This is a genomic window from [Enterobacter] lignolyticus SCF1 (assembly GCF_000164865.1).
Taxonomy (GTDB): domain Bacteria; phylum Pseudomonadota; class Gammaproteobacteria; order Enterobacterales; family Enterobacteriaceae; genus Enterobacter_B; species Enterobacter_B lignolyticus.
This window is the reverse complement of sequence record NC_014618.1, coordinates 2002852-2028738: the sequence shown is the minus strand read 5'-3', so window position 1 is coordinate 2028738 and position 25887 is coordinate 2002852. Positions and strand designations below refer to the sequence as shown.

The following is a 25887-nucleotide window of genomic DNA, read 5'->3' as shown; positions in this document are numbered from 1 at the left end:
CGACAATCATCAGCCTGAGCTCCGTCGCGAACTCAGGCTGTAACACTTCACAAAAAATGTCACATTTCGCCTGAGGGATGGTACATTTTTTGTCTGTCATACCGGTAGCCGGTCCGTATCATTAGGCGGCTTATACACTGGGTACCGGTAATGACATTCAGAGACTATGAAGCGGAGAGAAAACTCTTTCTTCGTCGCGTGCTTGTGGCCTTCGGCCTGGTCGTAATCTGCTTTAGCATCCTGGTTATCAATCTCTATCGTCTGCAGGTTGATGAGCACCGCTATTACACCACGCGCTCCAATGAAAACGACATCAAGATGCTGCCGGTTGCACCCACCCGCGGCATTATTTATGACCGTAACGGCATTCCGCTGGTCAGGAACGTTACCTGGTACGATATTTCCGTTACCCCTTATAAAATCAGCGATATGGACGCGCTACTGGCTCAGCTCAGGCCGATAGTCGACCTGACGCCAGAGGATATTGAACAGTTCCGCAAAGCGCTAAAATCCAGCAGCCGCTACCGCCCGGTGGTGCTGAAAAACGCGCTGACCGACGTCGAAATCGCCCGCTTCTCCGTTAACCAGTTCCGCTTCAGCGGCGTCACCATCGACAGCTACCAGGACCGCCAGTATCCCTATGGCGCCGAGCTGGCGCACGTGCTGGGCTATGTATCGAAAATTAACGACAGCGATCTGAAGGCGCTGGATAAGCAAGGGGTCGCGGAAAACTACGCCGCCGACCATAACATCGGCAAGCAGGGCATTGAGCGCTACTACGAAAGCGCGCTGCACGGTAAAACCGGCTATCAGGAGGTCGAAGTCGATAACCACGGCCGCATCGTGCGGCTGCTGCAGGACGTGCCGCCTGTCGCCGGAAAGGATATTCACCTGACGCTGGATCTGCGCCTGCAGGAATATATTGAAAGCCTGCTCGTCGGCCAGCGCGCGGCGGTGCTGGTGGAGGACCCGCACGATGGTTCGGTGCTGGCCATGGTATCCAACCCCAGCTACGACCCGAATCCGTTCGTGAAGGGCATCAGCGCTCAGGACTACAATGCGCTGCTGCAGGATAAAAACCTGCCGCTTATCAACCGGGTGACGCAGGGCCTGTATCCGCCAGCGTCCACGGTAAAACCGTATATGGCGATGTCGGCGCTGCTGGACGGCGTCATTACCCCGCAGACCCGCTTCTTTGGCGCGCCGACCTGGACGCTGCCCGGCACCCAGCGCCACTACCGCGACTGGAAAAAAACCGGTCACGGCATGCTGGACGTCACAAGGGCGATTGAAGAATCCGCCGACACGTTCTTCTATCAGGTGGCCTATATGATGGGCATCGATCGCATCGATACTATGCTGAGCCAGTTTGGCTACGGCAAACCCACCGGGATCGATCTCAATGAAGAGTATACGGGCCTGCTGCCGGGCCGCAGCTGGAAGGCGCGGGTGCATAAAAAGGCCTGGTATCAGGGTGACACTATCTCGGTCGGCATCGGCCAGGGCTACTGGATAGCCACGCCGATTCAGATGGTGAAAGCGATGGTGGCGTTGCTCAATAACGGGCGGGTTATTCCCCCTCACCTGCTGAAAGATGAAGAGTCCGGTAACAAGGTCATCCCCTACCGCGAGCCCGGGCATGAAACGCAGATTGCCGACGCCACGTCACCATACTGGAGCCTGGTGCGTCAGGCGATGTTCGGTATGGCCAATGCGCCGAACGGCACCGGCTATAAGTTCTTCCATACCGCGCCTTATGGCATTGCGGCAAAAAGCGGCACCTCGCAGGTGTTCAGCCTGAAAGAGAACCAGACCTACAACGCGAAGATGATCCCTACCCGCCTGCGCGATCACGTATTTTATACGGCCTTTGCGCCGTATAAAAATCCGCAGGTGGCGGTGGCATTGATTCTGGAAAACGGAGGAAGCGACGGCGTGGTCGCCGCGCCGGTGATGCGCAAGATCCTCGACCATCTTTTTGCCCCCGAGGATAGCCGGCCGCAGCCATTTGCGGGCCCGCCGGCAGAAGCCAACGCTGGCGGGAGAAACTAGCGGTAGTTGACGATAACCTGGTTGCTGCGCACGTTGAGGGCCGGTATCAGGCGGCCGCCGCCGGGAACTTCCCAGACAAAACGCAGCGGTTCAATCGCCGGGACGCTATCGAACCCATGGGTCGTGCCGCTCTGTCCGTCCAGCTCTACGCAGCGGCTCTGCGAGCACAAACGCACCCGCAGCCCGGCCGGCGTCGGGCCGTTCAGCTCATAGCGCCAGGCCACCAGCGTCATCAGCCCGTTCACCGGCTGCGGCGACGCCAGCGGCGAAGAGGAGGCCGACTGCCCCCGATAGTTCAGCGTAATGCCCATTCCGCTGGCCTGCCATGCCCCTTCGCCTGCGGCGTGAGCAAACAGCGGCAGCAGCGCAAGCAGTAACAGTGCGCGCATTATTTCCCTCCGATGGTCGCGGTCATGCGGATATGGCGGTTATCCGACAGTTCGAGATTAGACAGCACCACCAGCTGCGGCAGGTTGCGGCGCAGAAAGCGCGACAGCAGCGGGCGCAGCGCGTGGTTAACCAGCAGCACCGGCGGCGCGCCGAGCATTTCCTGGCGCGACAGCGCCTCTTGCGTCTGGGCCAGCAGGCGGTCCGCAAGCCCAGGCTCCAGACCGCCGCCGCCCTGCAGCGCCTGCAGCAACAGGCGTTCAAGCGGCGTATCCAGTCCAATCACCTGTACCTCGCCGCTGCCCGGGAACCACTGCTGGGTAATTGCCCGGCCCAGCGCCACGCGCACCACCGAGGTCAGCTCGTGCGGGTCGGTCTGGACAGGCGCATGTTCCGCCAGCGTTTCAAGGATGGTGCGCATATCGCGAATCGGCACTTTTTCATCCAGCAGGTTTTGCAGCACCTTATGCAGCGTGGTGAGCGTCACCACACCCGGCACCAGGTCCTCGGTAAGCTTCGGCATCTCCTGGCTTACGCGGTCAAGCAGCTGCTGCGCCTCCTGGCGGCCAAACAGCTCGGCGGAGTGCAGGCTGATCAGATGGTTGAGGTGCGTGGCGACCACGGTGCTGGATTCAACGACGGTAAAGCCCTGAATCTGCGCCTGTTCTTTCAGCGCGCTTTCAATCCAGATAGCTGCAAGCCCAAAGGCCGGATCAACCGTCGGTTCGCCCGGCAGCGTCCCCGCCGCCGTGCCCGGGTTAATCGCCAGCCAGCGGCCCGGGTAGGCGTCGCCGCTGCCAATCTCAACGCCCTTAAGCAGGATACGATAGCGCGCGGGCGGCAGATCCATATTGTCGCGGATATGCACCACCGGCGGCAGGAAGCCCATCTCCTGGGCGAATTTCTTACGAATACTGCGAATGCGCCCCAGCAGCTCGCCGTCCTGTTGAAAATCAACCATCGGGATCAGCCGGTAGCCAACCTCCATACCCAGCGTATCTTCCAGCTGAACGTCGCTCCAGGTCGCTTCCACCGCCTGCGGGTTGTCCTGCGTCCGTACCGGCGCGGCTTCAACCGGCGCGCTCTGCTCGCGGCCGCGGATCCACCACGCCAGCCCCAGCAGGGCCGCGGTGAACAGCAGGAAGACAAAGTTCGGCATCCCCGGCACCAGGCCCAGCAGCCCGAGTACCGCGGCGCTGAGCAGCATCACCCGCGGGTTGCTGAACAGCTGGCCGACCATCTGTTCGCCCACATCCTGATCGGTGCTCACGCGGGTAACGATAACGCCGGCCGCCGTCGAGATAACCAGCGCCGGAATCTGCGCGACAAGGCCATCGCCGATGGTCAGCAGCGTATAGGACTCCGCCGCTTTCCCCACCGGCAGCCCGTGCTGCAGTACCCCCACCAGCAGGCCGCCGATGATGTTGATAACCATGATCATGATCCCGGCGATGGCGTCGCCGCGCACGAACTTACTCGCACCGTCCATCGAGCCGTAGAAGTCCGCCTCCTGCGTCACCTCAGAGCGGCGGCGCTTGGCCTCGTCTTCGCCAATCAGCCCGGCGTTAAGGTCCGCATCGATCGCCATCTGTTTACCCGGCATCCCGTCCAGCACAAAGCGCGCGCCGACTTCTGCGATACGCCCGGCGCCTTTGGTGATAACCATAAAGTTAATGATGACGAGGATAATAAAGACCACGATGCCGATGGCGAAGTTGCCGCCCACCAGGAAATGGCCGAAGGCTTCCACCACCTTCCCCGCCGCCGCCGCGCCGGTATGCCCTTCCATCAGGATAATACGGGTGGAGGCCACGTTCAGCGCGAGGCGCAATAGCGTGGTAAACAGCAGAATGGTCGGGAACGCGGCGAATTCGAGCGTGCGCTGGGTGAACATCGCCACCAGCAGCACCATAATCGACAGCGCGATGTTAAAGGTAAACAACAGGTCGAGGACGAATGCCGGGAGCGGCAGTACCATCATCGACAGGATCAGCAGAATCAGCACCGGCCCGGCCAGAACCTGCCATTGGGTAGATTTGAGGTTGCCGGGCAGACGCAGCATTGCGACCAGATTAGCCATCAGTGTCCTTCTCGTTCAAAAAATCCAGTGCCTCAGGCACCGGCAAATTCTCAGGTTTCTTCGGCGGAACGCCCCCCGCCAGACGCCAGCGTTTAAGCTGCCACACCCAGGCCAGCACTTCGGCGACCGCCGCATACAGCGTGCCGGGGATCTGTTGGCCGATTTCCGCATGGCGGTAGAGCGCGCGCGCCAGCGGCGGCGCTTCAAGGACAGGCACCCGGTGCTCCTGGCCTATCTCTCTGATGCGCAGCGCGATAAGCCCGGCGCCTTTCGCCACCACCTTCGGCGCGCTCATTTTGCCTTCCACATACTGCAGCGCCACCGAGTAATGCGTCGGGTTGGTAACGATAACGTCCGCCTTCGGCACATCGCCCATCATGCGACGGCGCGCCGCGGCGCGCTGCATCTGGCGAATACGCCCTTTGACGTGCGGATCGCCTTCGTTCTGCTTAAACTCGTCGCGAATGTCCTGGCGCGACATCCGCAGCTTTTTGATATGGCTGTGGATCTGCCAGAACACGTCGAAACCCACCATCGGGATCACGCCCAGCGCCACCAGCATCGCGCACAACCCCACCATGTTGAGCGCGTTGCCCATCGCCGCCAGCGGCGATTCGCTGATAAGCCGCATCATGTCCGGCCAGTGCGACCAGACATAGGTCCCGGCCACGCAGCCCACCAGCACCGACTTGAGTATCGCTTTCAGCAGCTCCGCCGCCGACTGGGCGGAAAAAAGGCGCTTAATGCCGGGCAGCGGGTTCAGCTTGTCGAACTTAAACGCCAGCGACTTGGGGCTGAAGACCAGGCCGCCGAGCATCATCGGCGCAACGATAGCCACCACCACTACGCCCGTTATCAGCGGCAGCAGCGCCAGCATCGCCTGCTTTATCAGCAGAATGATTTGCCCGAGGATCAGGTTCGGATCGTTAACAATGCTGTGGTCAAAATGCAGACCGGAAGAGAGCAGCGCGGCAAGCCTTCTCGCCATCGACTCGCCGCCAAACCACAGTACGCACACGCCCACCAGCAAAATCAGCAGAGAGGTGAGCTCGCGGGATCGCGGAATTTGCCCTTCCTCACGCGCTTTATCCAGCCGTTGGGGTGTGGGGGCTTCTGTTTTGTCTTCGCTGTCGCTATTGTCGGCCACAGACAACATCCCGCAGTTACAATTCTGAGGACATAATGCCAGCGGAGAAAACGTCTGATAGGAAGAGTACGCGCGGATTTGTAGGCTAATTTGCCTTATAGGGAGGAAAACCATCCCTTACGGGATGGTTTATCAGCGCCGTTAAAAACCGAGGCTGTCCAGTAAATCGTCGACCTGGTCCTGGCTGGCGACGACGCCCGCTTTGGAGGTATCCATCTGCGGGCCGTTGAGCAGGCTGTCGTTTTCCCGCTTCGCGCGCGCAGGCTGCTCCGGCATGTTTTCCAGCAGCACCATCAGCAGCTGGCGCTCTATCTCCTGAATCACATCCATCATGCGCTTGATAACCTGACCGGTAAGGTCCTGGAAATCCTGCGCCATCATGATCTCCAGCAGCTGCGCGTTGGTGAAGCTGGTGTGGCCCGGGACGTCCGCCAGGTAATGACGGGTATCGGTCACCAGCTCACGGGCATCGGACAGCTCGATCGGGTTTTCAAACCAGGCATCCCAGCGGCCAGATAGCGCTTTTGCCTCTTTTTCCATCTGGTTCTGATGCGGTTGCGACAGTTCGACGCAGTTCAGCGCACGCTCTGCGGCCTGCGCCGTCATCTGCACTACGTAGTCCAGACGATCGCGGGCATCAGGAATCGCCTCCGCCGCTTCGGCAATCGCCTGGTCCAGTCCCAGCTCGCGCAGGCTGTCGCGCAGCATACGGGTGAGGCTGCCGATACGGGCAATGATATCTGCGGCCGAATGTTCGTCTGCGGGTTTTATTGAGGGTTGTATCATCACTGCAGGCCTCACATGCCGAGTTTCTCGAAGATTTTATTCAGTTTTTCTTCCAGCGTCGCCGCGGTGAACGGTTTCACCACGTAGCCGCTGGCGCCGGCCTGCGCCGCCGCGATGATGTTCTCTTTCTTCGCTTCTGCGGTCACCATCAGCACCGGCATGGACGCCATTGCGCCATCGGCGCGGATGGTTTTTAGCAAATCAAGGCCATCCATATTCGGCATGTTCCAGTCGGAGATAACAAAACCAAAACCGCCCGCCTGCAGTTTGTTGAGCGCATCTACGCCGTCTTCTGCTTCTTCAACGTTATTGAAACCAAGCTCTTTCAACAGGTTACGCACGATGCGACGCATGGTGGAAAAGTCATCCACAACCAGAAACTTAAGCTCTTTATCCGCCATTTAACTTCACTCCTCTTAAATACGTATTGCCTGTCCGGCACTGATTTTCGCCAGCATCTGCTGGCTTACCTGGCTAAGATCGACCACTTCGCTGACGCCACCCATATTGATGGCCTCACGCGGCATGCCGAACACCACACAACTTGCTTCGTTTTGCGCAATGGTCCAGGCGCCCGCCTGGTGCATTGCCAGCATTCCCGCCGCGCCGTCGTTGCCCATCCCGGTAAGGATCACCCCAACGGCGTTGCGTCCCGCATTTTTGGCGACCGAGTGAAACAGCACGTCGACCGACGGACGGTGCCGGTTGACCGGCGGGCCGTCATGAATTTTGATCTGGTAGTTGGCGCCGCTTCGCGCCAGCTCCATATGCTTATCCCCGGGGGCGATATAGGCATGGCCCGGCAGCACGCGCTCGCCGTCCTCCGCCTCTTTCACCGTTATCTGGCACAGCTTGTTCAGACGTTCCGCAAAAGAGCGGGTAAACCCTGGCGGCATATGCTGGGTGATGAGGATCGCCGGGCTGGTCAGCGGCAGCGGCTGCAGCACGTGGCGAATCGCCTCGGTGCCGCCGGTTGAGGCGCCAATCGCCAGCAGCTTTTCCGAGCTCAGCATCGGCCCGGCTTTCAGCGCCACCGGCGCCGTCAGCGGCTTATGGGCGCTCAGACGAGCCCTTGACGCGGCGCGAACCTTGTCGGCAATCATTTCGCTGTAGGCCAGCATCCCTTCTCGAATGCCGATTTGCGGTTTTGTCACGAAGTCGATGGCGCCAAGCTCCAGCGCGCGCAGCGTCACTTCGGAACCTTTACCGGTCAGCGACGACACCATCACGACTGGCATCGGCCGCAGGCGCATCAATTTTTCGAGAAAATCGAGACCGTCCATCCGCGGCATTTCGACATCCAGCGTCAGCACGTCCGGGTTGAATTTTTTAATAAGATCCCGGGCGACTAGCGGATCGGGCGCCGTGGCGACCATCTCCATATCGCTGTGGCTGTTGATGATTTCCGTCATAATCTGCCGCATCAATGCGGAGTCATCGACAGACAACACCCTGATTTTACTCATGCTTTATCCTTACTGAGCGCATACACCGTCTGTCCACGCAGACTGAACTCGCGCACAAGATTGCTGAAGTTCTCCGAGTGCCCGGCAAATAACAATCCGTCGGGCTTGAGCAGCGGAACAAAACGGCGAAGAATCTCCTGCTGCGTTGTTTTATCGAAGTAAATCATTACATTACGGCAGAAAATGGCATCAAACGGCCCCGGCACGCTGTATTGCCTGTCCAGCAGGTTAACCGGGGCAAAATCCACATAGTTCGCCAGCTCCTGACGTACACGCACCAGTCCGTCATGGGGGCCGGTTCCGCGCATGAAATAGTGCTGTAGCTGCTGCGGCGACAGCGTTTTCAGCTCATCCTGCCGGTAAATCCCGTTTTGCGCTTTGCCAAGCACCTCGGTATCGATATCGCTTGCAAACACGCGCCAGCGCCCGGGGGCTGTCCCCAGGGTGTCGGCAAGCGTAATCGCAATGGAGTACGGCTCTTCTCCCGTTGAGGCGGCCGCGCTCCAGACGCGGTACTCGCCGTGCCGACGACGGGCGTGCTCCGCCAGCGTCGGAAAGTGGTGCGCCTCACGAAAAAACGCCGTCAGGTTGGTGGTCAGCGAGTTAATAAACGCCTGCCACTCGGCGCTGTCAGAATTGGCCTCCAGCATTGCCAGATAACGACCAAAATCATCCAGCCCCAGCGTACGCAGGCGGCGAACCAGCCGGTTGTAGACCATATCGCGCTTGTGATCTGCCAGTACGATGCCCGCACGTTGGTAGATCAATTGGCATATCCGACGAAACTGCGCATCGGACAGCGCCAGGCGCTGTGTCATCTGCATAAGTAATGACGATTGCCCGTTGGGCAGGGATGATGTCATAGCGCCTTCTTACGTCACTTTCAGGAAACAACAGGTATCACCTGCGGCGATACCCCTTCTTGCAATGCAATCTTGTGTTCGTCGAGCGAAAATCGGGTCATCAGCGTCGTTAAGCGATCGGCCTGGTCCGCCAGCTGTTCCGTGGCGGCGGCCCCTTCTTCGACTAGCGCCGCGTTCTGCTGCGTCACCTGATCCATCTGGCTGACCGCCAGCGCGACCTGCTCAATCCCCCGGCGCTGCTCATCGGACGCCGAGGCTATTTCGCCCATAATGTCGTTGACCTGGGTGACGGAGCTGACAATCTCGTTCATGGTTTTGGCTGCGGTATCCACCAGCGCGGAGCCTTCCTGCACGCGGGAGACGGACGCCTCAATCAGCCCTTTAATCTCTTTCGCCGCCTCGGCGCTACGGCTGGCGAGGTTGCGGACCTCCCCCGCCACCACGGCGAAACCGCGCCCCTGCTCCCCTGCCCGCGCCGCCTCAACCGCCGCATTGAGCGCCAGAATGTTGGTCTGGAAGGCAATACCGTCAATCACGCTGATAATGTCGCCAATCTTCTGTGAGCTGGTGGCGATATCATGCATGGTGGCGGCAACGTGCGAGGCCTGCTGCCCGCCGCGGCGGGCGGTTTCCGCGGCGCGGCTGGCAAGCCCGGAGGCCTGACGCGCGTTGTCGGCGTTCTGCCCGACCGTCGCCGTCAGCTGCTCCATGCTGGCGGCAGTTTCCGCCAGCGATGCCGCCTGCTGTTCGGTCCGCGAGGAGAGATCGTTATTGCCCGCGGCAATTTCCGAAATGCCGGTATGCATCGCCTGGCTTCCCAGACGAACCTCGCTGACCGTCCCGCGCAGCGCGGTTTGCATCGCCTTCAGCCCGGCGAAAATCGCGGTGATTTCATTGTTGCCGTACACCGCGATCGGCCGCGCCAGATCGCCTTTCGCAATGCCGTCAAAGTGGCTGCTGATAATGGTCAGCGGCACCACAATCATCCTGCGCGTCCACAGCAGCGCCCAGCCGACGATCAGCGCGGCGATCGCCACCATGGCGATAAAAATAAACGCCGAACGGTGGTAGTTGCCGTCGCTCGCCTGCCGCGCGGAATCCACATAACGGTTGATATTCTGCTGCCACTGGCGATAGCTGCGGTCAAAATCATCCTGCGCCTGCTGCACCGGCGCGGTCATAAAATCTGACAGCTGGTTGTTTTCAAGCCAGGTGGCCTGATGATCCAGCGCGTCGCGCCAGGCGGCATAGCCGGTTTTTGTGGCGTCCTGTAGCCCGCGCGCGCTGTCATCTTCCGCCGCAACGCTGGCGAAAGCCGCAAACTGCGCGTCGGCCTGCCTGAAGCTCTGACGCGCCGTCGCCATCAGCGCCTTAATCTCGTCCGCCGGATAGCTCAGCGCGGTCAGCGTTCCGGCTTTGTTCAGCGCGGTGCTGGCCTGCAGCATAACGGCGCGGGTCTGCATCAGCGCATGCAGCTGCTGGTTGCTTTGCTCCACCTGCTGCATGTTTTTCTGCCCGTCGCGAAACGCCCAGAATGACAGTCCGTTACTACCGACCTGCAGCACACCGCACATCACCAGAATTAAAAACAGCGTGGTCGAGATACGAATTCGATTGAACATCAACACTCCCGTACTACAGCAACGCGCTGCGCAAAATTAAAACGTTTCCCAGTTATCGTCCGTTCCGGCGGCTGCCGGACGGGGCCGCAATGGCGTCACTGCTGCTGCGGAAGCTTTTGCTGTACTGGCGGCGGGCGCCGCGTGGTGTGCGCCGATGCGAAACGCCGATACCGCCTGCGTCAGATGGCTCGACTGCTCTTCCAGCGCGGCGGCGGCGGCAGCGGACTGCTGCACCAGCGCCGCGTTCTGCTGGGTCACGCGATCCATCTCGGAAACCGCCAGCGCCACCTGGTCTATCCCGCGGCTTTGCTCGTCAGACGCCGAGGAGATTTCCCCCATGATGTCGGTCACGCGCGTGACGGCATTGACGATATCGCTCATGGTGTCGCCTGCGCTTTCTACCAGTACGGAGCCGGTGTCCACCTTCGACACCGAGTCCTCAATAAGCGCTTTAATCTCTTTCGCGGCCTGGGCGCTACGGCTCGCCAGGTTGCGCACCTCGCCGGCCACCACCGCAAAGCCGCGACCCTGCTCGCCCGCGCGCGCCGCTTCCACCGCCGCGTTCAGCGCGAGAATGTTGGTCTGGAAGGCAATACCGTCGATAACGCCGGTAATATCGGAAATTTTCTGCGAACTGGCGGCGATGTCGTGCATCGTGTTAACCACGCTATCGACCACTTTGCCGCCGCGCTGGGCGGTCTCAGAGGCGCTAAGCGCCAGCTGCGACGCCTGACGGGCGTTTTCGGCATTCTGCTTCACGGTGGCGGTCAGCTCTTCCATGCTGGCGGCGGTTTCCTCCAGCGAGGACGCCTGCTGCTCGGTACGCGAGGAGAGATCGTTGTTGCCCGCCGCAATTTCGCTGCTGCCGGCATAGATGGCGTCAGAACCGTTGCGCACGCGGGTCACCGTATCGATGAGCGACGTTTGCATGTGGTTAACGGTACCGGCCAGTTCGCCAATTTCATTGCGCCCGGACACGGTGACCGGCTGCGTCAGGTCGCCCTGCGCGATGCGGCGCAGGTGGCTAATCACCTGCCCGAGCGGCTTGAGCAGGATGTGGCGAATGCCGTACCAGGCGCCGGCCAGCAGCAAGACCAGCACCACCGCGATAATGGCCAGCTGCCACTGCGCAAAGTGATAGTCACGGGTGCTGGTTGAAAACGCGTGCTGATAGAGCGTTTCGCTCTCTTTTTCGTAGCGCGCCATCGCATCGCCAAGCCCGGTTTGCATCCCCTGGGTCGGCTGCGCGAAGTAGGCATCCATCTTGCCGTTATCCAGAAAGCCAATCAGCTCGGTTAGCCCGGCGGAGTATTTCTGGTAGCTGGCGTCAACCGCGCTGCTGGCGTCCACCAATTCCGCCGCTGGCGCAATCTGCGAGAACGTCGCATAGTGTTTCGCCGCGTCCGCCAGAGTGGCTTTGGCATTGTTGAGCAGCGTTGTTTTAGCACTGCTCTGCTGGTTTCCGGCATCCATCATCATGCGTGCGGATGAGCGGCTGAGGTTAATGCGCGTTTGCAGCATCAGCTCCCAGGTTTTATTCAGCTCGCTTTGGCGAGTACGTAACTCATTGGAAAGGGCAAAACTTTGCTGGTTTTGATGGAGCGAGGAAAAGAGAAAGCCCCCGGACAGCAGCTGTAGCAGTGCAAAGACAAACAGCACCAACATCAGCAGAGTGACAACGCGGATACGGTTCAACATGCAACACCTTTTTTTTATTACGTGATAGCGGTGTTATCGGCACGGAGCGATGAAACTTTACGTTAAGTCACCCATGTTGTGCGCGCGCGCAGCGGGGTCATAAAAGCGGTAATAAAGGAAGGAAGAAAAGAAGAGGTCTCCCCCGCCCGGCAGGACGGGGGAAGCACGATTACGCGGCGCTGATGGCGGCGTTATCAAGCAGCGCCATCTCTTCGCTGTTCAGCAGTTTTTCAATATTCACCAGAATCAGCATACGCTCGCCGAGGGCGCCGAGCCCGGTCAGGTATTCGGTGGAGAGCGTTACGGCGAATTCCGGCGCCGGGCGAATTTGCTCCGCCGCCAGCGATAGCACGTCGGACACGCCGTCAACCACAATCCCCACCACCCGCTGGTTGAGGTTCAGCACAATCACCACGGTGTTGTCGTTATAGTCGACATCGTCCTGGCAGAACTTCACGCGCAAATCTACGATAGGCACGATAACGCCGCGCAGGTTGGTGACCCCTTTAATAAAGGAGGGCGTGTTGGCGATACGCGTCACCTGATCGTAGCCGCGAATTTCCTGCACTTTCAGAATATCAATGCCGTACTCTTCATCGCCCAGCGTGAAGACCAGGAATTCCTGGCCGGACGGCTCACCTGCCAGTTTTGCTACATTCGTCATACCGGTCATTTTGTTCCCTTACTCTTGCAATCAGGCAGCAGTGTGCGCCATACGTTTTTCACGATTTAACCCCTGCAGCGCCGAGACGTCGACAATCAGCGCAACGCTGCCATCGCCGAGGATGGTTGCGGCGGAGATCCCCGGCACTTTGCGGTAGTTGCTTTCCAGGTTTTTCACCACCACCTGATGCTGGCCAATCAGCTGGTCGACCAGCAGAGCGTAGCGGCGGCCTGCGCTTTGCAGAATCACCACGATGCCCTGGGTCGCTTCCGTTTTCGCGCCATGAACCTCAAAGACCTTCCACAGCTCCACCAGCGGCAGGTACTCGCCGCGGACCTCCAGTACGCGCTCCCCTCCGGCCAGCGGATGCAGATCTTCCTCGCGCGGCTGCAGCGATTCCATCACCGCGTTCAGCGGTAAAATAAACACCTCTTCGTTAACCTTCACCGACATGCCGTCAAGGATGGCCAGCGTCAGCGGCAGCAGGATACGGATTGTCGTGCCCGCGCCCTGCTTTGATTTGATCTCAACATGGCCGCCCATCTCCTGAATGTTTCGCTTCACCACGTCCATACCCACGCCGCGGCCGGAGACATCGGTCACCTGTTCCGCCGTGGAGAACCCCGGGGCGAAGATCAGCATGCCGACCTCTTCGTCGGTCATGTTGTCGTGTACCGCCATCCCCTGAGAAATCGCTTTCGCAAGGATGCGCTCGCGGTTAAGGCCCGCGCCGTCGTCGGTCACTTCGATACAGATGTTGCCGCCCTGGTGTTCCGCGGACAAAATCAGGTTGCCCACCGCCGATTTCCCGGCATTGACGCGGGTGTCCGGCAGCTCGATGCCGTGGTCAAGGCTGTTGCGCACCAGGTGCGTTAACGGGTCGATGATGCGCTCGATCAGGCTCTTATCCAGCTCGGTCGAGCTGCCCATCAGCGTCAGCTCAACCTGTTTGCCGAGCTTACCGGCCAGGTCGCGCACCAGGCGCGGGAAGCGGCTGAAGACATATTCCATCGGCATCATGCGGATGGACATGACCGATTCCTGCAAATCACGGGCGTTGCGCTGCAGCTGACCCATGCTGGTGATCAAGTCGCCGTGCTGCACCGGGTCGAGCTCGTTGGAGCGCTGGGCCAGCATCGACTGGGTGATCACCAGTTCGCCGACGAGGTTAATGAGCTGGTCGACCTTCTCGACCGCCACGCGGATACTGGTTGATTCGCTGGCGCGCGCCGGTTTTTCGCGCTCGGCGCGCGGCGCGCTGGCCGCCTCTTTCGGAACGGCTTTCAGCGCAGGCGCGGGCGCCGGGACAGGGACGACGGCGGTATCCGCCTCCACAGCGGCCACCGGCAGCGCCTTCTCTTCCGTCACGGTTTCAAACGCTATCTGGTCGGCCTCAATGACAAAACAGAGCACCGCCACGATATCGTCTTGCGAAACCGCGCCGTCCAGGATGGCGCTCAGCGAGTCATCGGTTTTGGCAACCTGGCTGATATGCGCAAGGTTGCTCAGCTCCTCCTGCAGCATATCCGGCTCGCCGGGCTTAAGGCGCGACAGCACAATGCGCGTTTTACCGCCCATCGCCGCCGTTACCTCTTCTTCCGTAACGCCTGACTCGTCGTTTTCGACAACGGTCAGTTTAGCGCCGGTAGCCGGAACCGGCGCCGCTTCGCCTTTGGCCTCAAGCGCCAGCTGGCGCAGGGCGTTGCAGATGTACTCAAAGCTGGCCGCATCGGGTTCCTGCGAGCTTTTATAGGCATCAAGCTGTTCTTGCATAATGTCTTTCGTTTCCAAAAACAGGTTAATAATGTCGGTGTTGAGCTGCATTTCGCCGCGGCGGGCTTCATCCAGCAGGTTTTCCATCAGGTGGGTGGTCTCCTGCAAAATGGTGAACCCAAACGTACCGGCGCCGCCTTTAATCGAGTGCGCGGCGCGAAAAATGGCGTTCAGTTGCTCGGCGTCGGGGGCTTGCGGAACCAGATCCAGCAGGTGCTGCTCCATATCCGCCAACAACTCGTCGGCCTCATCAAAAAATGTCTGATAAAAATCGCTGATATCCATGCTCACGCTATCACCTCTGATCGGCTTGTGGCGATGTGGGACTCACAGCCGGCGCGGCGGCCGCGGGCTGCTGTAAAACACTAATAGGTTCATTCTGGCTTTCGGCGTTCTCGTGGAGGATCGCCTGTTCGGCCTGGTTGTTCAGCACCAGCAGGCTGATACGCCGGTTGATGGCGTCATCGCCGCCGTGCTCCTGCAGCTTCATGGTGTTGGCCATGCCAACAACGCGCAGCACTTTACCGTCGTCCAGACCTCCGGCAACCAGCTCGCGGCGCGAGGCGTTGGCGCGCTCGGCGGACAGCTCCCAGTTGCTGTAACCACGATCTCCATTGGCATACTGGTAGTCATCGGTATGTCCGGAGAGGCTGATTTTGTTCGGTATTTCATTCAGCACCGGGGCGATCGCCCGCAGGATGTCGCGCATATAGGGCTCCACCTCGGCGCTGCCGGTCTTAAACATTGGGCGGTTCTGACTGTCGATAATCTGAATGCGCAGTCCCTCCTGCACCAGGTCAATTTTCAGGTGCGGACGCAGCGCTTTAAGCTTCGGGTCGGCCTCAATCAGCTGATCGAGCTCGCCGCGAATCTTCTTCAGCCGGTTTTGCTCCATGCGCTTTTTCAGCTCATCGATATTCGGCTCTTTTTTGACTTCCCCCTGCTGCTGGGTGAAGTCGTCGCCGCCGCCGGGGATCGGGCTTGAGCTGTTCGATACCCGCGGCCCGCCGGTGATGGCGGTTGCCAGCGGCGTACGGAAATATTCCGCAATCTGGATGAGCTCTTTCGGGCTGGAAATCGAGATGAGCCACATCACGAGGAAGAACGCCATCATCGCCGTCATAAAGTCGGCATAGGCAATTTTCCAGGAGCCGTGCGCTCCGCCGCCGTGGTTTTTATGTTTCCGCCGTCTGACAACGACTATCGGGTGAGACTGATTTTTCATGCTTCCTCAGTCGTCGTTTGTTGCGCTGTTGGGTTACGTACCGCACGAACATGCTCTTCGAGCTCGATAAACGACGGGCGCTCGCTGGAGTAAAGCGTTTTACGGCCGAACTCAACCGCGATCGGCGGCGCATACCCGTTGAGATTGGACAGCAGAGTAATTTTGACGCACTGCATCATCTTGGTCGTTTCAGCGCTTTTCTGGCGCAGCACGGTGGCCAGCGGAGAGATAAAGCCGTACGCCAGAAGAATACCGAGGAACGTCCCCACCATCGCGTGCGCGATAAGCGAACCCAGCTCGGCAGCAGGACGGTCGGCGGACCCCAGCGCGTGCACCACCCCCATCACCGCCGCGACGATACCAAACGCCGGCAGCGAATCGCCGACCATCGCCAGGCTATTCGCCGGCACTTCGGCCTCGCTTTCGTGCGTTTCGATCTCTTCGTCCATCAGCGCTTCGATCTCGAAGGTGTTCATGTTGCCGCTGATAATCAGGCGCAGGTAATCAACAATGAAATCCAGCATCACTTTGTCCGCCAGAATACGCGGATAGCTGGCGAAAATTTCGCTTTCGGTCGGGTTTTCGATATCACGCTCAAGCGAGAACATCCCCTGCTGGCGGGACTTTGCCATCAGCCGATACAGCAAGGCCAGCAGATCCATGTACATGCTTTTGGTGTATTTGGAACGGCGGAACAGCAGCGGGAGCGCCTTCATCGTTCCCTTGATCGCCTTGCCGTTGTTGCCGACGATAAACGCCCCTATCCCCGCACCGCCAATGATGATCAGTTCGGCAGGCTGATAGAGTGCCCCAAGGTGTCCGCCGGTTAACGCATAACCACCGAAAACTGTACCAAGAACAACCAGGTAACCTAATAAGATAAGCACGACATCATCCTTCCACGTTTGACTAAGGCAAGGACAAAAGATGAGCAATTCCCGACGGCGCGGCAAAAAAAAAGCAGCGGACCTGCGTCCGCTGCTGGAGTGATTGCCACACACCGTATCGGTTAAACAGCTTGCTCTATCTGTTCATCCAGCAGTTGTGGAGTTATATCGGCAGCATCACCAGAAAGTTTACGTCTTTTTACTGCCCGGGATGGCGGCTGGCAAAGACTGCAAACGAAGCTTCCCACGGGTTGGTGAGCGTGAGTGATAAAATTGCCGCCGCAGCTGTTGCAGCTGCTCAGCTCCAGCATGCCGCTTTCGACAAAACGCACCAGCGTCCACGCGCGGGTCAGCGCCAGAATCGGCCCCTCTTCCGGCTGCGGACACTGCTCAAGATAGAGCCGGTACGCTTTGATAACCGCATCAACGCCGTTGCAGAGCCCGGTTTTGAGAAGATACTGCCAGGCGTTGCAGAACATCGACGAATGGATATTCTGCTCCCAGGTCATAAACCAGTCAGTGGAAAACGGCAGCATGCCCTTCGGCGGCGGGCTGCCGCGAAGTTCTTTGTAGAGCTTGATAAGGCGACCGCGGCTCAGCTGCGTTTCGCTCTCCAGCATCTGTAAGCGCGCACCTAGTGAGATCAGTTCCATTGCCAGTTGTATATCGCGCGCTTCCTGAACAATGCTTTTTTCACTCATTTTCAGGCCCTTTTTTTACGCGCAGAATCGTCTGACTGGCTGGCTTCTTTCAGTAAGCGGGTAGAAAGTAAAATCCCGGTATGAATTTGCTGTAAATCATCCACCCGCGACTCCTGAGTAAGCCGGGTAATCGTCTGGTGGCTGTCGAAGCGAAACTGGCAAACGAGCTGGTTAGTTTCCGCCAGTTTTACCATCTGAGGGAGCGTCAGGTCGCCCAACGTGCTTGCCATCTCCTCATTGAGGCCGAGGCGAAACATGGCGGAAGCTTTATCCTGACTAATCAAGCGCTGTGCAAGTAATAAGTATGACAAATTAATGTCGTATATATGTTTTAGCAACTCGGATGTATGCATTTTTCCCATCCCGAATAACCAACCATTATTTTATGCGGTAACACCGCACACCCCGTGATGTCGCCGGGAAATCCCGGTAAAAAAAGAAACGGCCAAAATGCATAGTTGACTTAGGCGCTGCATCCCTGCGATTGTTAGATCAACCTCTGCGGCACAGAGGATAACCTCACAATTTTAAACATTTCTTACAAATAACTAAGATTTTTCCTAATTCGACGCAACTCTACTCGCCAGTTCTTACACATACAATGTGGCCTTGCTGGAAATTTGAAAATTATGTGATCAATATCACACAAAGGGGTGAATATTGACACCCCATTTATCAGCCAGCATTGTGATTTGCCTATTTTTTCATCAAACAACCTCCCAGACTATTCCAGGCAGTAGAATAAATATTCATTTAGAGTCCAGAGGTGTAACTTTCTGTTCAGTGTGGCATTATCAGCACAAATGCTATGGACTCCCTTTTAGTATCGTCCGCAAAGAAGAAAAATTTAGCGTTTAAAATCAAAAAAATAGGGATTTACAAACGCGAAATAATCACTACCGTTGATAATGTTAATTTTGTTAATAAACCATGTAAACAAGTAAAAAACTGATTATTCATCGCTTCCGTTCGAAGATAAAACAGAAAAAAGTGACTGAAACTGTGACGCCGCGATATTCTTTACATAAGAATAATTAATGAATTCGTTAAGCAATCCCGCATTTCATGTTAATGGACATCTTGCAGTCGTCCCGCAAAGGGAGTATGAGAGTTTAAGAGGCGTTTTTTCATCATGTTCAAGGAGGTATGATGGCGTACTCACATGTTCTGGTCGCGGTAGCGCCGACGCCGGAAAGCCACAGGCTGGTGAGCAAAGCGGTGTCGATTGCCCGGCCCTTTAATGCGCGGGTTAGCCTGATAACGTTGTCCACGGACCCGGAAATGTATAATCAGTTTGCCGCCCCAATGCTGGAGAATCTGCGTGAGTTAATGCAGGAGGAAACCCGACAGTTTCTGAATGAGCTCATTGCCCGCGCCGATTATCCCGTCAGCCAGACTACGATCGCCTGCGGTGAACTCAGCGAGCATATCCGGGCTTTTTGCCGCAAACAGCAGGTCGACCTGGTCATCTGCGGCAACCATAACCAGAGTTTTTTCTCGCGCGCCACCTGCGCGGCGAAAAATATTGTTGGCAACAGCTGCGGCGTCGACGTTTTGCTGGTGTCACTGGAAAAGGGTTAGGTTATCGCTAACTGACCCGATGCGGCTGCACCGGGTCTTTTTCTGCATCGCACTCAGGGCATAACGGCGCCGTTATGTCGCTTTATTCCGCCCCCCGTCCCTGTTTCCACTTGTTTCAAATCATGAATAAACCCGAGAGCCGGAAAGCGAAATTACGCCGTCCGCTTCGCCTTTTGCTTGTAGCGGTCGAAGATCACCGCCGCCAGCAGAATCAACCCGCGCACGACATACTGCGAGAACGGCGAAATATTCAGCAGGTTCATGGCATTTTCTACCGTCCCCAGAATCAGGATCCCGGCAACGACGTAGGAAATTTTACCAATGCCGCCTTTTAGCGACACCCCACCCAGTACGCAGGCGGAGATGACGATGAGCTCATAGCCGATAGAGGTCATCGGCTGGCCGCTGGTCATCCTTGAGGCAAGAATAATGCCCGCGGCCGCCGAGACCAGACCTGAGAGCACGAAAATAATAATCCTGGTACGCACCACCGGCACTCCCGCCAGCCGTGCGGCCTCCTCGTTACCGCCTATCGCCAGCGTGTTGCGGCCAAAGGTGGTTTTATTGAGCAACAGCCCAAAGACGATAAGGCAGGCCACGGTCAACCAGATGGGCGCCGGCAGGCCAAACCAGTTGGCATAGCCGAGGGTGAAGAAGCGCTCATCTTCAATCCCAACGGCTTTACCATCGGAAATAATGTAGGCCAGACCGCGGACGATTTGCATAGTCGCAAGCGTCGTTATCAGAGCGTTGATTTTCAGCCTGGCAATGACAAAACCGTTGATGAGCCCGCTGACCACGCCCAGCAGCAAACCGGCCAGCACGCCGAGCAGCAGGCTTTCCGTCAGGTTGATAACCACCGCCGTCGTCACCCCCGCACAGGCGATAACCGACGCGACAGAAAGGTCGAAATCCCCCGATGCCAGGCAAAACAGCATGCCGCAGGCCACCATACCGGACATCGAAATCGCCAGACCCAGTCCTTTCATGTTGACGAAAGAGGCAAAGTTCGGCACAAAAATCGCGCAGGCGATAAACAGTACGGCAAACACCACCAGCATGCCGTATTGATCCCAGATGCGCCCAACGCTTAACGTCGTGCGGCCCGCGCCGGACGTGGTTACAGATGACATAGTTCACTCCTCGCTCAGGCGACCGCCTGGCTGATTTTAGGCATCGCCAGGCTTAACGCCTGCTGTTCATTTGCGGATTCATGCAGCAACTCTCCGGCGATATCGCCTTCGCGCATCACAACAATGCGGTCGGCAACGCCAAGCACTTCCGGCAGGTCGCTCGACGCGAAGAGCACCGCCACGCCCGAGGCCGCAAGCGCATAAATCACGTTATAGATCTCATGCTTAGCGCCGACGTCAATCCCACGGGTAGGCTCATCAAGCAGGATGACCTTCATCTCCTCCGACAGCCAGCGGCCAAGGATTGCCTTCTGCTGGTTGCCCCCCGACAGGTTCATGATCAGCTGCTCCGCTCCCGGCGTTTTGATGTTCAGGGACTGAATGTGATGCAGCGCGTTGCGGGTTTCCCAGGCGTTGTCTATCAGACATCCGGCGCGGATGTGCCGACGTCTGGCGCTGATATTAATGTTGTCCCGCACCGAATGTACGGGGATGATGCCGTCCGCTTTACGGTCCTCCGGGCAGAGCATCATCCCGGCGCGGATCGCGTGGGCCGGTTTGCGAATATTGACGGCCTCGCCGTCAATCATCACGGTGCCTGCGGTAATGCGCGTCGCGCCGAACAGCCCTTTCATCAGTTCGCTGCGCCCGGCGCCGACCAGCCCGAACAGGCCAACGATTTCGCCGCTGCGCACCGTCAGGCTTATCGGCTCGCGCACGCCCGGCGCTTTCACCTGCTCAAGGCGAAGGCGCACATCGCCATACTCCCGCGGCTGCCAGCCGTAGATATCGCCGATATCACGCCCGACCATCGCCTGCACCAGCTGGTCATGGCTCACCTGCTGCATATCGCTGAAGGTGCAGACATAGCGGCCGTCCTTAAACACCGTAATGGCGTCGCTGAGGGCGAAAATCTCCTCCATCCGGTGTGAAACGTACACGATCACCCGCCCTTCGTTGCGCAGTTCGCGAATCACCCGGAACAGGTTTTCTATCTCACGCGCCGACAGGGAGCTCGTCGGTTCGTCAAAAGCGATGACCTTGGCGTTTCTGGCCAGCGCTTTGGCAATTTCCACCATCTGCCACTGGCCGATGGAGAGATACTTCAGCGGCGTCTGCGGATCGATATCCAGACCCAGATGTTCCAGCTGCAGACGGGCCTCATAGTTCAGCAGCGAGCGGTTGACGATCCCGCCTTTATGGGGCAACTGCCCCAGCCAGATGTTCTCTGCTACCGTCATTTCCGGCACCAGATGCAGCTCCTGATAGATAATCGCCACCCCGGCGTTAAGCGCAGCCGTGGTATTGGGGAAGACCGTCTCCTCACCGCGCAGCACCAGCGTACCGGCCGTGGGAGCATAGTTTCCGCTGAGAATTTTCAGCAGCGTGGATTTACCCGCGCCATTCTCCCCCATCAGGGCATGGACCTGTCCGGCGTAGCAGTCAAAACTGATGTCGGATAAGGCCTTAACCCCGGGGAAAGATTTGCTGATTCCGCGAAACGAAAGATAAGGTTGCGACTGTTGCATAATCACTCCATCACGCTGTACTGCCGCCGGGGGCGGCTTCACCGGCTGTTACAGCCCTTTTTTCGCCAACTCCTGCTTGAAGTTGTCGCGGGTTATCAGCACCACATCGGTAACGGCGGTGAATTTCGGCGGCTCAGCGCCTTTTTGCACCCAGTTGTAGAGCATTTCGCTGGTCTTATAGCCATGCACGTCCGGGCTCGGCAGCAGCGAGCCATAGAAGCCGGTGGGCTGAGCTTTAGAAAGCTCATTGACCGCATCCACGCCGTTGATGCCGATACCGATGACATCTGCCGCTTTAAAGCCCTGCCCTTCGGTTGCCCGTACGCCGCCGAGGACGGTGTTATCGTTCATGCCAAGCACCAGCCAGTGCTTAACGCCCGGATGCTGCACCAGCAGCGAGTTACCGGCATCGAACGCGCCGGGAATATCGTTAGATTTGGTCGGCACCTGATAGATTTGTTTTTCCGGGAAACCCGCTTTTTTCAGCGCGTCCATCGATCCGGAGGTACGGCGGCGGGCGGTGTCCAGCTCGTTGGCGGTGATCGCCATAACGGCGGTCTCTTTGACATCCCAGCCGCGTTTTTGCATTTCCTTATACAGTTCCTCGCCCTGGCGCGCACCAATCTCGCTGGCGGCCATCATCACCAGCGGCACGTCCTCCATCGGCTTCCCTTTGGCGTTGACGAACTGATCGTCGACGGTGATTACCTTCATATCATAGCCGCGCGCTTTCGCCACAATCGCCGGGCCTAATTTCGGATCCGGCGTACAGATAACAAACCCTTTTGCGCCGCTGGCGGCCAGGCTATCAATCGCATTAAGGGTTTTCTCACCGTCCGGGACGGCGATTTTAATCGCCTCGAAGCCTAAGTCTTTCCCGGCTTTATCCGCAAAGCGCCATTCGGTCTGAAACCAGGGCTCCTCCGGCTGCTTCACCAGAAAACCCAGCTTCACGGTCTGGGCGATAGCCGATTGTGACATAACCGCCGCCAGACCAATGGCTGCCAGGGCTTTAGTAAATTTGTGCATGGTAAACTCCAGCTTTAATGTTCTTTTATGTAGGGAATAATCGGGTAAAAATTATTTATCAGACATAAAACAAGGCATTAGCGGTTTTCACTTGAGACACTAGCGCCGTGAGAACATTAATAGCGGGAAATTAATTCTCCATAGGAGAGGATCATCACACCGCAGAATTACAGTAATTGCGTGCATAAACTCAGCGGATAATGACATAAAGCACGATATATTTGTCAGACAAATAATTTATCTTATAGCAGGATCCTCTATGTTAACAGCCAGTGAATCCTTATCCTCTCCACCCTCGTATTCCGGCACGCCCAGGCAGCCGTCAGCCGGCGTCCGTCAGCATCATTACAAAAGACGATCTGCCACAAATTTCCTGGCAGGGCCGCGTTCAGCAGCAAGCTGAATATATTGATAGCACCGCGATAATCATTATCATTTATATATCCGGCCCGCGCTTAACGGCGGACATCCAGAACAAAAATCTTAGGCGTCATACGGCCTTAAATATAAGAGAAATATATAACAACCTGTAATGCATAATATTTTTTCCGTGTTGTAACGAAACGTAAAACCCATGACTTAAGAGTTTTCTTATGTGGCTAATCAGCGTATTCTAAAGATGACCAGACAATGAATGTCGACACGGTCACTCATCAGTTATTTGCATTGATGCTGAATGGTGCATGGTTTGCAGCTATTTCATTTCAGGACTATGCGACGATCGGCATGTGACGTCTCATCTGATAAATAAGGATATTTGTATGGCAGTCCCGGGAATGGTCCAAAAACTCAACGCCCAAATGAACCTGGAGTTCTACGCGTCTAACCTTTACCTGCATCTGAGCGACTGGTGCTCAGAACACAAGCTGACGGGAACCGCGACGTTTCTGCGGTCGCAGGCGCAATCCAACGTGACGCATATGATGCAGGTTTTCGACTTTATGAAGAAAGCCGGCGCCTTCCCCGTCGTTAAGGCCGAGCACGCCTGCGACGACAATTGCGATACGCTCGAAGAGCTTTTTCTGAAAACCCTTAACGAACATCAGCAGCGCAGCAGTACGCTGTCAGCGCTCACGAAAGAAGCCAAAGCGCTGCATGACGACAGCACGCTTCGCTTTCTGAATACCATGCAGCAGGCCCAGCAGCAGGACGGCGTGTTGCTGCAGACCATCCTTGACGAAGTACGCAGCGCCCGCCGCGCCGGGTTGTGCATGCACCAGACCGATCAGCACCTGCGTAATGTGGTCAATAACCAGATGCATTAACTTTACCAGAGCGGCCCGCGCCGCTCGTTTCTCCCGCTGTTTCCTCACCGCCCTTGCATTTGTTAAAAAAATGTATACAACCATTTGTTTTTCTTAAACTTATAAATCAGATCTTCCTCTCAATGCATATCCCTACAACATGTAATGATTTGTTCATTCTTATTGGATGAGACAGGTGCTACATGGTTACTCTTGAGTTTGTTGTCATTATCGTCTGCCTGCTGGTCGGAACCCGGTTTGGCGGTATGGGGCTGGGGCTTATCAGCGGGATAGGCCTTTTTATTCTGAGTTTTGTCTTCGGCCTTGAGCCCGGAAAACCACCGGTCGACGTCATGCTCACGATTCTCGCGGTCATCGGCTGCGCGGCAACGTTGCAAACGGCAGGCGGGCTAAACGTGATGATGCAGTGTGCGGAAAAGCTGCTGCGTAAGCACCCGCAGCACATTACCCTGCTGGCGCCGTTCACGACCTGGACGCTGACGTTTTTGTGCGGCACCGGGCACGTGGTGTACACCATGTTCCCGATTATCAGCGATATCGCGCTGAAGAAAGGCATTCGTCCGGAGCGTCCGATGGCGGTCGCCTCCGTCGCCTCGCAGATGGCGATCACCGCGTCGCCGGTATCCGTTGCCGTAGTGTCCCTGGTCTCCATTCTTGGCGCCCAGCACGGGATCGGACATGCCTGGAGCATCCTTGAGATCCTCGCCATTTCGGTGCCCGCCTCCCTGTTCGGCGTCGCGATCGCCGCGCTGTGGAGCCTGCGCCGCGGTAAAAACCTGGCGGATGACGAAGAGTTTCAGGAAAAACTTAAGGATCCGAAACAGCGTGAATTTATCTATGGCGGCAGCGAAACGCTGCTGAATCAGCGCTTCTCCCGGGAGGCCACCTGGTCGACCTGGATCTTTTTCGCCGGCATCCTGGTGGTCGTGCTGCTCGGCGCGCTGCCGGAGCTGCGCCCGTCTTTCGAAGTAAAAGGCAAGCTCTCGCCGCTGTCGATGAACCTGGTGATTCAGATGATGATGCTGATCGCCGGTGCGGTGATCCTGCTGGTCTGCAAGGTCAATGCGGCCTCAATTTCCAACGGTCCGGTCTTCAAGGCCGGTATGGTGGCGATATTCTCGGTGTTCGGCGTGGCATGGATGAGCGACACCTTCTTCCAGGCGCATCTGGTGGAGCTGAAAATGGCGCTCGAAGGGGTAGTGAAGAGCCATCCGTGGACCTATGCGCTGGTGCTGTTCCTCGTCTCCAAGCTGGTGAACAGCCAGGCCGCCGCGCTAACCGCCGTCGCGCCAATGGGGCTGATGCTCGGCGTAGAGCCGAAGATGCTGATCGCCTTCTTCCCGGCGGCCTATGGCTATTTCGTGCTGCCGACCTACCCCAGCGACCTGGCCTGTATCGGTTTTGACCGCTCAGGCACCACGCGTATCGGGAAATTCATCATTAACCATAGCTTCATTCTGCCAGGACTGATTGGCGTCAGCAGCGCCTGCGTCGCCAGCTATCTGCTGGTTGAAGCGTTTTTCTGAACGACTACGGGGTAAAAATAACGGCGCCGCGGCGCCGTTATTTTTTTACTGCTAGTGCGTACCTTCCTGCGGCGTGAACTTCAGCTCAATCAGGGCGATCGCTTTCTGGATGGCGCGCAGAGTCACCGGGTCAGCGGAGGCTGGATGGCTGCTGAAATCAATGGCGCGCAGCTGGCTTGCCATCTTCTCACGAACTTCAACAGGGGCGATGACGTCAATCACATCAAGAATTTGCTTAATGACCAGCTGGCAGGCGACAACGTCGGAGACCAGTTCATCATTTGCAGTCAGGTTCTGGGACATGTTTTACTCCTTTTCTCAGGAGCGCCATAGTAACCTGATTCCGGACGTCAGAACGAAAAAAACCTGCCGAAGCAGGTTTTTTTTTAACGGAACATGTTGCCTGGCGGTACGTCTTTAAACGTTTTGCAGTAGTTGTCGAACATGCTCTTCAGGATTTTACGCAGTTTCAT

At 57.5% G+C, this 25887-nt stretch carries 24 protein-coding genes; 4 read left to right on the top strand and 20 right to left on the bottom strand.

Annotated elements, in window-relative coordinates:
- The first annotated feature begins 150 nt into the window (after nucleotides 1-150).
- Nucleotides 151-2052, top strand: a complete 1902-nt coding sequence (gene mrdA, locus ENTCL_RS09570) for a penicillin-binding protein 2 (protein WP_013365913.1) — start codon at nucleotides 151-153, stop codon at nucleotides 2050-2052.
- Here mrdA and flhE read toward each other — a convergent pair.
- From flhE to flhD, 15 genes are all read right to left on the bottom strand, one after another.
- The gene (flhE, locus tag ENTCL_RS09565) at nucleotides 2049-2441 is read right to left on the bottom strand and encodes a flagellar protein FlhE (protein ID WP_013365912.1); all 393 of its coding nucleotides are present in this window, start codon (nucleotides 2439-2441) and stop codon (nucleotides 2049-2051) included. The genes mrdA and flhE overlap by 4 nt on opposite strands.
- Nucleotides 2441-4519: a flagellar biosynthesis protein FlhA gene (gene flhA / locus ENTCL_RS09560; protein ID WP_013365911.1), complete on the bottom strand. Its 2079-nt coding sequence runs from the start codon at nucleotides 4517-4519 to the stop codon at nucleotides 2441-2443. Before flhA ends, flhE begins: the two co-directional genes overlap by 1 nt.
- Nucleotides 4512-5666, bottom strand: a complete 1155-nt coding sequence (flhB, locus tag ENTCL_RS09555; RefSeq protein WP_044612106.1) for a flagellar biosynthesis protein FlhB — start codon at nucleotides 5664-5666, stop codon at nucleotides 4512-4514. The genes flhA and flhB overlap by 8 nt, the downstream gene beginning before the upstream one ends.
- Nucleotides 5667-5807: 141 nt before the next feature.
- Nucleotides 5808-6452: a protein phosphatase CheZ gene (gene cheZ / locus ENTCL_RS09550; RefSeq protein ID WP_013365909.1), complete on the bottom strand. Its 645-nt coding sequence runs from the start codon at nucleotides 6450-6452 to the stop codon at nucleotides 5808-5810.
- An 11-nt stretch (nucleotides 6453-6463) separates the two neighbouring features.
- On the bottom strand, nucleotides 6464-6853 hold the full coding sequence (cheY, locus tag ENTCL_RS09545; RefSeq protein WP_013365908.1) for a chemotaxis response regulator CheY: 390 nt from the start codon (nucleotides 6851-6853) through the stop codon (nucleotides 6464-6466).
- Nucleotides 6854-6868: 15 nt separating this feature from the next.
- Nucleotides 6869-7918, bottom strand: coding sequence for a protein-glutamate methylesterase/protein-glutamine glutaminase (locus ENTCL_RS09540; RefSeq protein ID WP_013365907.1), 1050 nt, complete (start codon nucleotides 7916-7918; stop codon nucleotides 6869-6871).
- On the bottom strand, nucleotides 7915-8781 hold the full coding sequence (cheR, locus tag ENTCL_RS09535) for a protein-glutamate O-methyltransferase CheR (RefSeq protein ID WP_013365906.1): 867 nt from the start codon (nucleotides 8779-8781) through the stop codon (nucleotides 7915-7917). Before cheR ends, ENTCL_RS09540 begins: the two co-directional genes overlap by 4 nt.
- A 20-nt stretch (nucleotides 8782-8801) precedes the next feature.
- Nucleotides 8802-10403: a methyl-accepting chemotaxis protein IV gene (gene tap / locus ENTCL_RS09530; protein ID WP_013365905.1), complete on the bottom strand. Its 1602-nt coding sequence runs from the start codon at nucleotides 10401-10403 to the stop codon at nucleotides 8802-8804.
- Between the two features lie 36 nt (nucleotides 10404-10439).
- Nucleotides 10440-12101 carry a methyl-accepting chemotaxis protein II gene (gene tar, locus ENTCL_RS09525; protein WP_013365904.1) on the bottom strand — a complete coding sequence of 554 codons (1662 nt, stop codon included), beginning with the start codon at nucleotides 12099-12101 and terminating at the stop codon, nucleotides 10440-10442.
- Nucleotides 12102-12270: 169 nt separating this feature from the next.
- Nucleotides 12271-12774, bottom strand: a complete 504-nt coding sequence (gene cheW / locus ENTCL_RS09520) for a chemotaxis protein CheW (RefSeq protein ID WP_013365903.1) — start codon at nucleotides 12772-12774, stop codon at nucleotides 12271-12273.
- A 21-nt stretch (nucleotides 12775-12795) separates the two neighbouring features.
- Entirely contained in the window at nucleotides 12796-14829 is a 2034-nt protein-coding gene (gene cheA, locus ENTCL_RS09515; RefSeq protein ID WP_013365902.1) for a chemotaxis protein CheA, read from the bottom strand.
- Between the two features lie 4 nt (nucleotides 14830-14833).
- Nucleotides 14834-15763 carry a flagellar motor protein MotB gene (gene motB / locus ENTCL_RS09510; protein ID WP_013365901.1) on the bottom strand — a complete coding sequence of 310 codons (930 nt, stop codon included), beginning with the start codon at nucleotides 15761-15763 and terminating at the stop codon, nucleotides 14834-14836.
- Nucleotides 15760-16650, bottom strand: a complete 891-nt coding sequence (gene motA / locus ENTCL_RS09505) for a flagellar motor stator protein MotA (protein WP_013365900.1) — start codon at nucleotides 16648-16650, stop codon at nucleotides 15760-15762. The genes motB and motA overlap by 4 nt, the downstream gene beginning before the upstream one ends.
- Before the next feature lie 122 nt (nucleotides 16651-16772).
- Nucleotides 16773-17357: a flagellar transcriptional regulator FlhC gene (flhC, locus tag ENTCL_RS09500; RefSeq protein ID WP_125451984.1), complete on the bottom strand. Its 585-nt coding sequence runs from the start codon at nucleotides 17355-17357 to the stop codon at nucleotides 16773-16775.
- The gene (gene flhD / locus ENTCL_RS09495) at nucleotides 17354-17704 is read right to left on the bottom strand and encodes a flagellar transcriptional regulator FlhD (protein ID WP_013365898.1); all 351 of its coding nucleotides are present in this window, start codon (nucleotides 17702-17704) and stop codon (nucleotides 17354-17356) included. The genes flhC and flhD overlap by 4 nt, the downstream gene beginning before the upstream one ends.
- A 796-nt stretch (nucleotides 17705-18500) precedes the next feature.
- Between flhD and uspC the strand changes: the two genes are divergently transcribed.
- Nucleotides 18501-18932 carry a universal stress protein UspC gene (gene uspC / locus ENTCL_RS09490; RefSeq protein ID WP_013365897.1) on the top strand — a complete coding sequence of 144 codons (432 nt, stop codon included), beginning with the start codon at nucleotides 18501-18503 and terminating at the stop codon, nucleotides 18930-18932.
- A gap of 152 nt (nucleotides 18933-19084) precedes the next feature.
- Here uspC and araH read toward each other — a convergent pair whose 3' ends face one another.
- Genes araH through ENTCL_RS09475 form a run of 3 tightly spaced genes read right to left on the bottom strand, consistent with a single transcriptional unit; the run spans nucleotide 19085 to nucleotide 22623 of the window.
- Entirely contained in the window at nucleotides 19085-20065 is a 981-nt protein-coding gene (gene araH, locus ENTCL_RS09485) for an L-arabinose ABC transporter permease AraH (RefSeq protein WP_013365896.1), read from the bottom strand.
- A 14-nt stretch (nucleotides 20066-20079) separates the two neighbouring features.
- On the bottom strand, nucleotides 20080-21594 hold the full coding sequence (araG, locus tag ENTCL_RS09480) for an L-arabinose ABC transporter ATP-binding protein AraG (protein WP_013365895.1): 1515 nt from the start codon (nucleotides 21592-21594) through the stop codon (nucleotides 20080-20082).
- 48 nt (nucleotides 21595-21642) lie between these two features.
- Nucleotides 21643-22623, bottom strand: a complete 981-nt coding sequence (locus tag ENTCL_RS09475) for an arabinose ABC transporter substrate-binding protein (protein ID WP_013365894.1) — start codon at nucleotides 22621-22623, stop codon at nucleotides 21643-21645.
- 761 nt (nucleotides 22624-23384) lie between these two features.
- Between ENTCL_RS09475 and ENTCL_RS09465 the strand changes: the two genes are divergently transcribed.
- Together ENTCL_RS09465 and ENTCL_RS09460 are read left to right on the top strand one after the other, a co-directional pair.
- Nucleotides 23385-23888 carry a non-heme ferritin-like protein gene (locus ENTCL_RS09465; protein ID WP_013365893.1) on the top strand — a complete coding sequence of 168 codons (504 nt, stop codon included), beginning with the start codon at nucleotides 23385-23387 and terminating at the stop codon, nucleotides 23886-23888.
- A gap of 182 nt (nucleotides 23889-24070) precedes the next feature.
- Complete coding sequence (locus ENTCL_RS09460) at nucleotides 24071-25414, top strand: anaerobic C4-dicarboxylate transporter (protein ID WP_013365892.1); 1344 nt, start codon at nucleotides 24071-24073, stop codon at nucleotides 25412-25414.
- Nucleotides 25415-25465: 51 nt separating this feature from the next.
- Here ENTCL_RS09460 and ENTCL_RS09455 read toward each other — a convergent pair whose 3' ends face one another.
- On the bottom strand, nucleotides 25466-25717 hold the full coding sequence (locus tag ENTCL_RS09455; RefSeq protein WP_013365891.1) for a DUF2766 family protein: 252 nt from the start codon (nucleotides 25715-25717) through the stop codon (nucleotides 25466-25468).
- Nucleotides 25718-25800: 83 nt separating this feature from the next.
- On the bottom strand, nucleotides 25801-25887 hold the full coding sequence (azuC, locus tag ENTCL_RS23640; RefSeq protein ID WP_077629254.1) for a stress response protein AzuC: 87 nt from the start codon (nucleotides 25885-25887) through the stop codon (nucleotides 25801-25803).

Bases quoted from the DNA above. Each gene is read 5' to 3' on its own strand.
- mrdA (WP_013365913.1), top strand. From the start codon at position 151: ATGACATTCAGAGACTATGAAGCGGAGAGAAAACTCTTTCTTCGTCGC.
- flhE (WP_013365912.1), bottom strand. From the start codon at position 2,441: ATGCGCGCACTGTTACTGCTTGCGCTGCTGCCGCTGTTTGCTCACGCC.
- flhA (WP_013365911.1), bottom strand. From the start codon at position 4,519: ATGGCTAATCTGGTCGCAATGCTGCGTCTGCCCGGCAACCTCAAATCT.
- cheZ (WP_013365909.1), bottom strand. From the start codon at position 6,452: ATGATACAACCCTCAATAAAACCCGCAGACGAACATTCGGCCGCAGAT.
- cheY (WP_013365908.1), bottom strand. From the start codon at position 6,853: ATGGCGGATAAAGAGCTTAAGTTTCTGGTTGTGGATGACTTTTCCACC.
- ENTCL_RS09540 (WP_013365907.1), bottom strand. From the start codon at position 7,918: ATGAGTAAAATCAGGGTGTTGTCTGTCGATGACTCCGCATTGATGCGG.
- cheR (WP_013365906.1), bottom strand. From the start codon at position 8,781: ATGACATCATCCCTGCCCAACGGGCAATCGTCATTACTTATGCAGATG.
- tap (WP_013365905.1), bottom strand. From the start codon at position 10,403: ATGTTCAATCGAATTCGTATCTCGACCACGCTGTTTTTAATTCTGGTG.
- tar (WP_013365904.1), bottom strand. From the start codon at position 12,101: ATGTTGAACCGTATCCGCGTTGTCACTCTGCTGATGTTGGTGCTGTTT.
- cheW (WP_013365903.1), bottom strand. From the start codon at position 12,774: ATGACCGGTATGACGAATGTAGCAAAACTGGCAGGTGAGCCGTCCGGC.
- motB (WP_013365901.1), bottom strand. From the start codon at position 15,763: ATGAAAAATCAGTCTCACCCGATAGTCGTTGTCAGACGGCGGAAACAT.
- flhD (WP_013365898.1), bottom strand. From the start codon at position 17,704: ATGCATACATCCGAGTTGCTAAAACATATATACGACATTAATTTGTCA.
- uspC (WP_013365897.1), top strand. From the start codon at position 18,501: ATGGCGTACTCACATGTTCTGGTCGCGGTAGCGCCGACGCCGGAAAGC.
- araH (WP_013365896.1), bottom strand. From the start codon at position 20,065: ATGTCATCTGTAACCACGTCCGGCGCGGGCCGCACGACGTTAAGCGTT.
- araG (WP_013365895.1), bottom strand. From the start codon at position 21,594: ATGCAACAGTCGCAACCTTATCTTTCGTTTCGCGGAATCAGCAAATCT.
- ENTCL_RS09475 (WP_013365894.1), bottom strand. From the start codon at position 22,623: ATGCACAAATTTACTAAAGCCCTGGCAGCCATTGGTCTGGCGGCGGTT.
- ENTCL_RS09465 (WP_013365893.1), top strand. From the start codon at position 23,385: ATGGCAGTCCCGGGAATGGTCCAAAAACTCAACGCCCAAATGAACCTG.
- ENTCL_RS09460 (WP_013365892.1), top strand. From the start codon at position 24,071: ATGGTTACTCTTGAGTTTGTTGTCATTATCGTCTGCCTGCTGGTCGGA.
- ENTCL_RS09455 (WP_013365891.1), bottom strand. From the start codon at position 25,717: ATGTCCCAGAACCTGACTGCAAATGATGAACTGGTCTCCGACGTTGTC.
- azuC (WP_077629254.1), bottom strand. From the start codon at position 25,887: ATGAAACTGCGTAAAATCCTGAAGAGCATGTTCGACAACTACTGCAAA.